This window comes from Nocardia acidivorans NBRC 108247 (genome assembly GCF_001625085.1).
GTDB classification, from domain to species: Bacteria; Actinomycetota; Actinomycetes; order Mycobacteriales; family Mycobacteriaceae; genus Nocardia; species Nocardia acidivorans.
The window spans coordinates 143391-152467 of sequence record NZ_BDAW01000002.1 but is presented as its reverse complement, the minus strand read 5'-3'; the positions used below and the strand labels follow the sequence as shown (position 1 = coordinate 152467).

Annotated in this window: 7 protein-coding genes; 2 read left to right on the top strand and 5 right to left on the bottom strand. The window is 68.7% G+C overall.

All coding sequences use genetic code 11. From position 1 onward, the window contains the following. Positions 1-178 precede the first annotated feature (178 nt). Both NA10_RS00580 and NA10_RS00575 read right to left on the bottom strand, forming a co-directional pair. Positions 179-1732 carry an NAD(P)H-hydrate dehydratase gene (locus NA10_RS00580; RefSeq protein ID WP_174562458.1) on the bottom strand — a complete coding sequence of 518 codons (1554 nt, stop codon included), beginning with the start codon at positions 1730-1732 and terminating at the stop codon, positions 179-181. A 361-nt stretch (positions 1733-2093) separates the two neighbouring features. Then, positions 2094-3224, bottom strand: a complete 1131-nt coding sequence (locus tag NA10_RS00575; RefSeq protein WP_245676927.1) for an IS630 family transposase — start codon at positions 3222-3224, stop codon at positions 2094-2096. A 162-nt stretch (positions 3225-3386) separates the two neighbouring features. Here NA10_RS00575 and NA10_RS00570 point away from each other — a divergent pair, with 162 nt between their 5' ends. Then, positions 3387-3809, top strand: coding sequence for a cupredoxin domain-containing protein (locus NA10_RS00570; RefSeq protein ID WP_067561795.1), 423 nt, complete (start codon positions 3387-3389; stop codon positions 3807-3809). 5 nt (positions 3810-3814) lie between these two features. Here NA10_RS00570 and glmS read toward each other — a convergent pair whose 3' ends face one another. Further along, positions 3815-5683, bottom strand: coding sequence for a glutamine--fructose-6-phosphate transaminase (isomerizing) (gene glmS / locus NA10_RS00565; protein ID WP_067561793.1), 1869 nt, complete (start codon positions 5681-5683; stop codon positions 3815-3817). Between the two features lie 101 nt (positions 5684-5784). Between glmS and NA10_RS00560 the strand changes: the two genes are divergently transcribed. Then, positions 5785-6648 (top strand): dienelactone hydrolase family protein, encoded by an 864-nt coding sequence (locus tag NA10_RS00560; protein WP_067561791.1) that lies wholly within the window; start codon positions 5785-5787, stop codon positions 6646-6648. 64 nt (positions 6649-6712) lie between these two features. Here the strand turns inward: NA10_RS00560 and NA10_RS00555 are convergent, their stop codons facing one another. Together NA10_RS00555 and NA10_RS00550 are read right to left on the bottom strand one after the other, a co-directional pair. Next, positions 6713-8746: a hypothetical protein gene (locus NA10_RS00555; RefSeq protein WP_067561788.1), complete on the bottom strand. Its 2034-nt coding sequence runs from the start codon at positions 8744-8746 to the stop codon at positions 6713-6715. Continuing rightward, positions 8743-9063, bottom strand: a complete 321-nt coding sequence (locus tag NA10_RS00550) for a hypothetical protein (RefSeq protein WP_067561785.1) — start codon at positions 9061-9063, stop codon at positions 8743-8745. Before NA10_RS00550 ends, NA10_RS00555 begins: the two co-directional genes overlap by 4 nt. Positions 9064-9077: the final 14 nt, after the last annotated feature.

Here is a 9077-nt window from a genome sequence, read left to right as displayed (position 1 = left end):
GAGTCCCAGGCGTCGCGGCAGGCCGGGCCGCGCTGCGCGCCGCGGTCAGTCCACTGCCGGTTGATTTCCAGTTGTCCGGGTAGAGAACGCAACCCGCGATCAGCACGGAGCCGAGTATCAGCTTCAGTGCCCGGTTGGCCGCGTGCACCCCGATACAGCCGCATGCTCCCGAGGTCTGTCAGCGGGCGGACAGCTCGCGCAGGGTGCCGATGGCCGCGCGAATGTGCTGTTGCAGCGGTGTGGCCGAGATGGGCGCGCCCGCAGCGGAACTCGCGTGTGCGGCCAGGTTGGCGGCCAGGGCGTGCACGCGCGCCGCGGCGGCCGCGGACCAGGCCGGGTCCCGGCCCGCCGCCAGGAGCGCGGCGAGAATGCCGGACAGCACATCGCCCGAGCCCGCGGTGGCGGCCCACGAACCGCCCGCCTCGTTCACCAGGACGGGGCGGCCGGGGGTGGCGATGAGGGTGGCGCGGCCTTTCAACAGGACGGTCACCTGCCAGGAATCGGCGAGTTTGCGGACGGCGGCAACACGATCGGGGGCCGGATCGGCTCCGGTCAGACGGGCGAACTCACCGGCGTGCGGGGTGAGGACGGTCGGGGCGGCGCGCCCGGTGATCAGGCCGGGGTCGGCGGCCAGCAGGGTGAGGCCGTCCGCGTCCACCACGACGGGAAGATCGGTGGCCAGGATCTGCGCGAGCCGGTCGTGGGCCGCGGCGTCGGTGCCCGCCCCCGGGCCGAACACCCAGGACTGCACCCGGCCGGTCTCCGAAATCGTCGGGGCGGCAATGATTTCCGGAAAATGCTCGAGGACATGCGCCGCACCGGTCCCCGCGTAGCGAACCATCCCGGAGGTGGCGGCCACCGCGCCCCCGGTGCACAGAATCGCCGCCCCCGGATAGGTGGCGCTCCCGGCACAGACCCCGGTGACGCCCTGGGTGTACTTGTCATCGGTCGATCGCGGAACCGGCCACCCCGCCCCGATCGACTCCACCTCCAGCGCAGCGAGATTCGGCTCCGGCAACCGTAACCCGATGGGCACCAACTCAATTCGCCCGCAGTACGGCGCGGCCAGTGCGTGCACCGGTTTGTACGCGCCGAACGCCACGGTAACGGCGGCCCGCACCGCGGGACCACCGACCGCCCCGGTATCGGCGTCAACCCCGCTGGGAAGGTCCGCGGCGATAATCGGAACCCGCACCTCGGCAACAAGTTTCGCGGCCTCGGGCCGCAGCGGTCCCCGCCCGGAGATGCCGACGATCCCGTCGACGACGAGATCCGGCCCCGCTCCACCGCGCACGCGCTGACCAGCGGCCCCACCGCGCACGCGCGCATCGGCGGCTGGTTCCCGCACCGGATCACCGGTTATCCTGCCGCGCGCCCGCTCACCGGCCGCATCCGCGTGGACCCGCCCGCCCGCCTTACGCAGGGCCGCCAGCCCGGCCGCATGCGCCCGTTCGGGTGCGAGCAGTACCGCGTCCACCGCCACACCCCGCCGCCGCAGAAATGACCCCGCCCACAGCGCGTCCCCGCCATTGTCCCCGGACCCGACCAACAGCGTCACCGACCGCCCGGCCACTCCCCCGGTCCGCTCCCGCAGCTCGCGTACCACCACTTCGGCCAGCCCGAAAGCCGCCCGCCGCATAGGCATTCCCGCCGGAACCCGCGTGAATAACTCAGCCTCCGCCGCCCGCACCTCATCGGCCGTGTAGTACCCGCGCAGTGCAGAATCGTGCATGCTCAGCCTCCCGCGACAGCGACTTCTCGAGGGTCTTGCAAGGGGCCACACCCCACCTGTCTACGACCAATGCAGACTACGCCCCACAATCGCAGCCCCCCGACGCCCGCACGACCCGCCATAAAATCTTCGCCTCCGTCGTCCCGGCATGTGCCCCCGCCATCTCGAGCGTGTGCGGCCCGCCATCTCGAGCATGTGCCCCCCGCCGTCCCGAGCATGTGCGCCCCGCATCCCGAGCATGTACCCCCCGCATCCCGAGCACGTGCCCCCGCCATCCCGAGCACGTGCCCCGTCATCCCGGGCATGTACGCCCTGCCATCCCGGCATGCTTTTGGCCGGGATCCACCCGGCTAGTGCCTCGTCAAGCAACCTTCGGTAGGTAATCGGGCAGGCGGATCTTGGAGTTCACTGCGAACTCTCGCTTGGGTTTCGCGTGTTGGTTGTGCCAGCGGATGTAGGCGCCGATCGCGGCGTCTTGTTCGTTGTGGCTGCGGTGATCGGTGCCGTTCAACGCGAAGTAGCGCAGCGCGGCGAACTCGGACTCGATCCAGTTCAGCCACGACGAATAGGTGGGCAGGAACACCAGTTCCACGTCGTTGGCCGCGGCACACTCGCGGACCTCGCCCCGCTTGTGCGGAGAGAAGTTGTCGGCAACGATGTAAAGCTTCTCGCCAGGCCAGCGGGCCCGCAGCGATTTCAACAACCCCAGAAACTCCATCCACCGCTTACGATCTCGGATCCGGTAGTGAATCTTGCCGGTGGCCAGGTCCAGGGCGCCGAGCAGGTGGCGAACACCCTGGGTGCGGTGGTAGGTCGCCCGCACCCGTTTCGGTTTCCGCTGCGGGAACCAGCCCCGGCCGGCACGGGGTTGCAGGTTCAACGGCCCGAACTCGTCCACGCAGAGCACCCGCCCCTCAGCGGGCGGGTGGTCGTAGAGATCGAGAATGCGGTTCATTTTCGCGGTGAATTCCGGGTCGAGCCCGGCCTTCCAGGTCTTGACCGCCTGCCATGACACACCCTCGGCCTTCAGGATCTTGCGCAGGGTCTCACGACTGATCTCGGCGATCTTGTTGAGCTGCAATACTTCCCGCAGTTTCGACAGACTCCACATCGAGAACGGCCAACCCAGGTCGCGGGGACAGCACCGGGCGATGCAAGCGATGCGTTCACGCGTCGCCCGATCGACTTTCCTCGGCCTGCCCCCGCTCCATTTTGGGTCCAACGCCTCGAACCCCCGCTCGTTGAACTCGTGAATCACTTGCCGCACATAAGCTTCCGATACGTGCATCAGCCGGGCGATCGCTGGGACCGGTTGATGCTGCGCCGAGCACATCACCACGATCGCGCGCCGCATCCTGACCGGTTGCTTGCTCGTCTTCGTGATCTTCTGCAACCGTCGCCCCTCTTCCGGGGTCACCGCTCGCACGAACACTTCCGGTTTTCGGGCCACCGGCATCACCTCCACCGGCAGCTTCGCCGCCTGCGGGCCCACGAGCAAACCGACACCCGGTTACCGAAGCAACCTTTCTGGACGAGGCACTAGATCGCGGCACTGCGGACTGAATCGGCATCGAGCACGCACCGGGCGGCGTGGATATCGCGCGGGTGACCACCTGCGAATTGTCCGCAAATGGTGGGGGTTACGCTGGCTGCCATGCCTATCCGCCGCCTGCCGTCCGCCCGTGCCCTGCTCCTGGTGACCGTTGCCGCGGGGGCTCTGGTCGTCGGCGGGTGCGGTTCGGATTCCCCGAAGTCGGCCGCGCCGACCACCACCGTCGCCGCCGCCACTTCGGCCGCCGTCCCGTCCGGTCCGCGGCAGCCCGCCGATGTGACCGTCGAGGTCGCGGATATGAAGTTCTCCCCCGCCGTCATCACCGTCAAAGCTGGCGACAAGGTGACGTGGAAATTCTCCGACAAGGCCCCCCATGCGGTGCAGGGCATCGGCGATATCGCCCTCGGCATCAACAGCCCGATCATCCACAAGGGCGAGTGGAGCTTCACCTTCACCACCCCGGGCACCTACCGCTACCTGTGCCCGCTGCACCCGGATATGAAGGGCACCGTCACCGTCGAATAGCGGCGCTACTCGACGGTCACGGACTTGGCGAGGTTGCGGGGTTTGTCGACGTCGTAGCCGCGGGCCTGGGCGACTTCGGCGGCGAAGATCTGCAGCGGGACCGTTGCCAGCAGAGGCTGGAAAAGCGTTGGGGCGGCGGGGATTTCGATCAGATGGTCGGCGAATGGGCGGACGGTGTCGTCACCCTCCTCGGCGATCACGATGGTGCGGGCGCCGCGGGCTTGGATCTCCCGGATATTGCTGAGCAGCTTGGAATGCAGGACCGCGCGGCTCTTCGGCGAGGGCATGACCACGAACACGGGCAGGCCCTCCTCGATGAGGGCGATCGGTCCGTGCTTGAGTTCACCGGCGGCGAAGCCCTCGGCGTGGATGTACGCCAATTCCTTGAGCTTCAAAGCGCCTTCGAGAGCGACGGGGTAACCGACGTGCCGCCCAAGGAACAGCACGGTGGAGACGTGGGCGAGTTCGCGGGCGAGCGCGCGCACCCGATCGCCCGACTCCAGTACGCGGGAAACGAGTTTCGGCATGTTCTCGAGTTCGGCGAATTCGCGCGCGACCTCGTCCGGATATTTGGTGCCGCGCGCCTGCGCGAGGGCGAGACCGACCAGGTAGTTGGCGGTGATCTGCGCCAGGAATGCCTTGGTGGAGGCAACGCCGATCTCCGGTCCGGTGCGGGTGTAGAGCACGGCATCGGATTCGCGGGGAATCTGCGCGCCATTGGTATTGCAGATGGCCAGCACGCGCGCCTTCTGATCCTTGGCGTGTCGCACGGCTTCGAGCGTGTCGGCGGTTTCACCGGACTGTGAGATGGCCACGACCAAGGTGGAGCGGTCCAGAACCGGGTCGCGATAACGGAATTCGCTGGCCAGCTCGACCTCGACGGGCAGCCGGGTCCAGTGCTCGATGGCGTATTTGGCGAGCAGCCCCGCATGGTACGAACTGCCGCAGGCGACCACGAACACCTTGTCGAATTCGCGCAGTTCCTGATCGGTGAGGCGCTGTTCGTCCAGCACGATGCGGCCGTCTTGAAAATGTCCGATCAGCGTGTCGGCGACTCCGGCGGGCTGCTCCTCGATCTCCTTGAGCATGAAGTAGTCGTGGCCGCCCTTCTCGGCGGCGGCCAGATCCCAGTCGATGGTGAAGGGGCGGGTCCGCACGCCTTCGGTATTGCCGTCGAAATCGGTGACCGCGTACGTATTGGCGGTGATGACCACGGCCTGATCCTGGCCGAGCTCAACGGCTTCCCGGGTGTGTTCGATGAAGGCGGTGACATCGGAGGCGATGAACATCTCGCCCTGACCGACGCCGATCACGAGCGGGGTGTTGCGGCGTGCGGCGATGATGGTGCCCGGATGGTCGGCGTGCGCGAAAACCAGGGTGAACGCGCCTTCGAGGCGGCGCACCACCGCGAGCGCGGAGCCGATGAAATCCCCGGCGGTCGGACCGGCGGCGTAGGCCCGCGCCACCAGGTGCACGGTGACCTCGGTATCGGTATCGCTGCCGAGTTCGACTCCGGCGTCCTCGAGTTCGCGGCGCAGTGGCGCGAAGTTCTCGATAATGCCGTTGTGCACCACCGCGACCCGTTCGCTCGCATCCCGGTGCGGGTGCGCATTGCGATCGGTGGGCGCGCCGTGCGTGGCCCAGCGGGTGTGGCCCATCCCGGTGGCGCCGGTGAAGCGGTCGATTCCGGTGGCGGCGAATTCGGCCTCCAGATTGGCCAGGCGTCCCGCCTTGCGTTCGACGGCGAGCCCGCCCGCACCGTCGAGAATGGCGACTCCGGCGGAGTCGTAGCCGCGATATTCCATGCGGCGCAACGCGTCAACCACCACGCCGAGGGCATCCCTGTACCCGACGTACCCCACGATTCCGCACATGGGGCACCAGCCTACCGAGAGCGGAGCGGTCCGCGAATCCGGATGCGCGCTGGACCGGGCGAAACGCCCCAAGCACGCGGCGATCGGATAAGTTCACTGTCGTGTCGGCGTCTGTGAAATCGCTCCTGAGCAGTTTGACCGCCCGCGGCCCGCATTCGGTGCTGCGCGGCAACCTCGGCATAGCCGGGCAGCCGGGCGTGGTCTACACGCCCGAGAAGGGCCTGAACCTACCCGCGGTGGCGTTCGGTCACGGCTGGTTGGCCGGTGCGGCGAACTACCGGCGACTGCTCGAGCATGTGGCCTCGTGGGGTTATGTGGCGGCGGCGCCGGATACCGAACGCGGGCCGATCCCTTCGCATCTGAACCTGGCGACGGATCTGCTGACCACCCTGGACATCTGCACCGGGGTGCGACTGGGTTCGGGCAATATCAGCGTGCATCCGGACAAGCTGGCGCTGGCCGGGCACGGCATGGGCGCGGGCGCGGCGATCATCGCCGCCTCACAGCGTGAGGTGGCGGCCGTCGCGGCGCTCTACCCCTCCCCCACCGCCCCCTCGGGCGAGGCCCTGGCCCCCGGAATCGACACCCCCGCACTGATCCTGGCCGGCGCCACCGACCTCGATTCGGTCAGCTCCAATGCCATCCCCCTGGCCGTGGCTTGGGGCGGCCCCGCCACTTTCCGCTCGGTCGACAAGGCCACCCACAACGGCATGGTCGAGGGCCGCCGCGCCCTGGCCGCCCTCGGCGCGGGCAAGCACGAAGCCAGAACCGAACGCCTCACCCGAGCCCTCCTGGTCGGCTTCCTCAACTACACCCTCCTCGGCGACAAGAAGTACAAACCCTTCGCCGACCCCGAAGCCCTCATCCCCCACACCGAAATCGTCGACCCCGAAGCCATCGAGGAAGAACCCGCCGAGCCCCAAAAACTCCCCATCCTCCAACTCGTCCAAGCCCTCCGGAAGTAACCTCCCCGCCCGGACACCAACCGGTCGACCCGGTACCCGCCGCGACCGCTACGCGAATCGCCGGTCATTCGACCGCTGCGGGCGGGATATCCGGGATTTCGACTCCGGCGTCGGGGATTTCGACGGAGGCGTCGTCATGATTGCCGAGGGGTGGATCGGCTTGCGGCGCAGGACCTTCCGGCGGCGGCGGGGCGGCTTTGCCCGGTGAGATCTGATCACCACCGGGTGCGGTACCACCGTCGTCGGCCGGTGGAACGGCCTCGTCGGGCGGGGGACCGGCACTGTCCGGTGGGAGACCGGCGCTATCGGGCGAGAGACCATTGCCTGGCGCGGTCGACTGTTCCCCTGGCAGCGGTGAACTGTCATCGGGCGGGGTCGGGCATTGCGGCGGCGGTGCACATTGGTGGGTTGGCGGCCGGGGACCGGGGTCGGGCGACTGCGCGCCATCACCGGGGGCGGGCGGGCATCCATTTTGTGGGACTTCACTATTCGCGCCCGGTGGAGTTGAGCAACCGGGTGGCGGTGGGCACTGCTGGTTGAGCTCTCGACCGTCGGTGGGAGGCGTGGGGGAACAGACGTCCGGTGGGTGCTGGTCGGTGTCAGGCGGGGTGGAGCCACCGGGTGAGCAGGGGTGGGATCCTTCGGGAGTCGCGCCATTCGGCGGGGTGGGTTCGCCAGGGTTGGGATCCGATTGTGGCGCAGCGGGTTGCGCCGATGCGCCCTTGTCGGCCGAAGGGTCCGGCCGGGGATGAGCAGGGTCGGCCGAGGTATCCGGGTTTGTGGGGCCGTTCGGATCAGTGCAGGGGTGGAGGAGGTCGGTCAGGCTGGAGAGGTCGAGGGATGAGAGGAGGGATTTGAGGAGGTCGGTCAGGGCGGAGAGGGGGTTGGTGGTCGAATCGGATTGGGAGCCTCGGCCGGTCGCATTCGGGGATGGGGCCGGGTTCGTGGTGGTGGCCTCGGTGGGTGTTGCCGGGTTGGACTGGCGGGGGGCAGCCGCCGCGCCGGAAGGTGGGGTGGAGACCGGCGACTGGCCGGGCGTGGCCGCATCGGGTGAGGTGGCGGGGACCGGCTGGGGTTGGGCTGGTGCCGCGTCCACAGTGGCGGGGACGGGCCGGGGTTGGGTTGCTGCCGCGTCCCCTGCGGCGGGGACGGACTGGGGTGATGTGGTGCAGGGTGGGTCGGTGAACGGCTGCTGTGGTTGGCTCGCGGCCTCCGCGGTGGGGTCCGGCAGCGATTGGGCGCGGGACCGCGACGGTGGGTACTGCTGGGCGGGTGCGGCGGGAGCTGTCGTGTCGCCGGTGTCGATGCCGGGTGGGTTGCGGTGTGGCTGTGCGGGAATCGACTCCGGGTCGGGTGTGGGGTCGGTGGTGAAATGGGGAAGGGGAAGCGGGGCCGGGTGAGGGTACGGCAGGGCCAGGACTTGGTCGAGGGCTTTCGTCGCGGTGGCGTAGCGGGATTCGAAGGCGATGTCGGCCGCCGCGCAGGCGGATTTGAAAGTGTCGAGGGCGTGTTCGATTTCGGGTTTGAAGGTGGTGGCGAGCCAGGCGGCGGGGTGATCGCGGTCCGCGTCGGGGTCGGGACCGAGGAGAGCGTCGATGTCGGCGGGAGATTTGCCGTCGATGACGAGTTCTCTTGCGCCGCCAGGGGTTTTCTCGACCAGGGCGAGGGTTTGTTCGGCCTTGGCGAGGGCGGCGGCGTGCAGCGGGTCGATCAGGTCGGCGAGGGCGGTGGCGGCGGACTGAGCCGCGTCGAGATCCGCTCTGGCGCGGCGCAGTTGGGTGATGAGCAGGGACTGGGCTTCGCCTCCGGTGCCGCCTGTCCAGAGGGTGGGCAGGGATTGGGCGGCCGCGTGCAGGGCCGTCCACTGGGATTCGGCTTCGGCGAGCGCACGACCCAATTCCGCTCGCGCGGTGGCGAGTCCGGCCAGGTCCGCGCCGCGCTGCTCGTCGTAGGCGGCTTGCAGTGCCGAGAGGTCGGCATCGCGGTGCACGCTGAATGCCCTGGCGTACAGCGGCAGGAAATGTTCCCAGTACTCCAGTCCGGGCGCACCGTAGTCCAGGATCTGGTCGATCGATTTGCCCGCCGAGTCGAAGGTCACGGGTGCACCGCCGTGAGCCGGTCGGCGCGTTCACGATCCAGGCGTTCGTATTCGGTTGCGGCACGGTCGAATACGTCGGCGGTGGCCGCTGTGGCAACACTCCAGTGCCGCAGGCAGGCGGCAATGCGCTCGAGCCCGGCGTGGATGGCCGCGCCCTGCGCCGAATAGTCGCGGCCCGCATCCGCCCGACCGGTCCCGAAGGACTGTTCGGTAATGCGGTCGGACTGCTGCCGCAATGAGTCGGCGCAGGTGCGCAGTGTGCCGATGGTGTTGTGCAGGGCGTCGAGGTCTACGCCGAGCACGTCGAATCCAGGCATCGTCCCCCCTCGTC

What these genes read in the sequence shown, in the direction of transcription:
- glmS (WP_067561793.1), bottom strand. Translation starts at nt 5,683, where the DNA reads ATGTGCGGAATCGTGGGGTACGTCGGGTACAGGGATGCCCTCGGCGTG.
- NA10_RS00570 (WP_067561795.1), top strand. Translation starts at nt 3,387, where the DNA reads ATGCCTATCCGCCGCCTGCCGTCCGCCCGTGCCCTGCTCCTGGTGACC.
- NA10_RS00580 (WP_174562458.1), bottom strand. Translation starts at nt 1,732, where the DNA reads ATGCACGATTCTGCACTGCGCGGGTACTACACGGCCGATGAGGTGCGG.
- NA10_RS00550 (WP_067561785.1), bottom strand. Translation starts at nt 9,063, where the DNA reads ATGCCTGGATTCGACGTGCTCGGCGTAGACCTCGACGCCCTGCACAAC.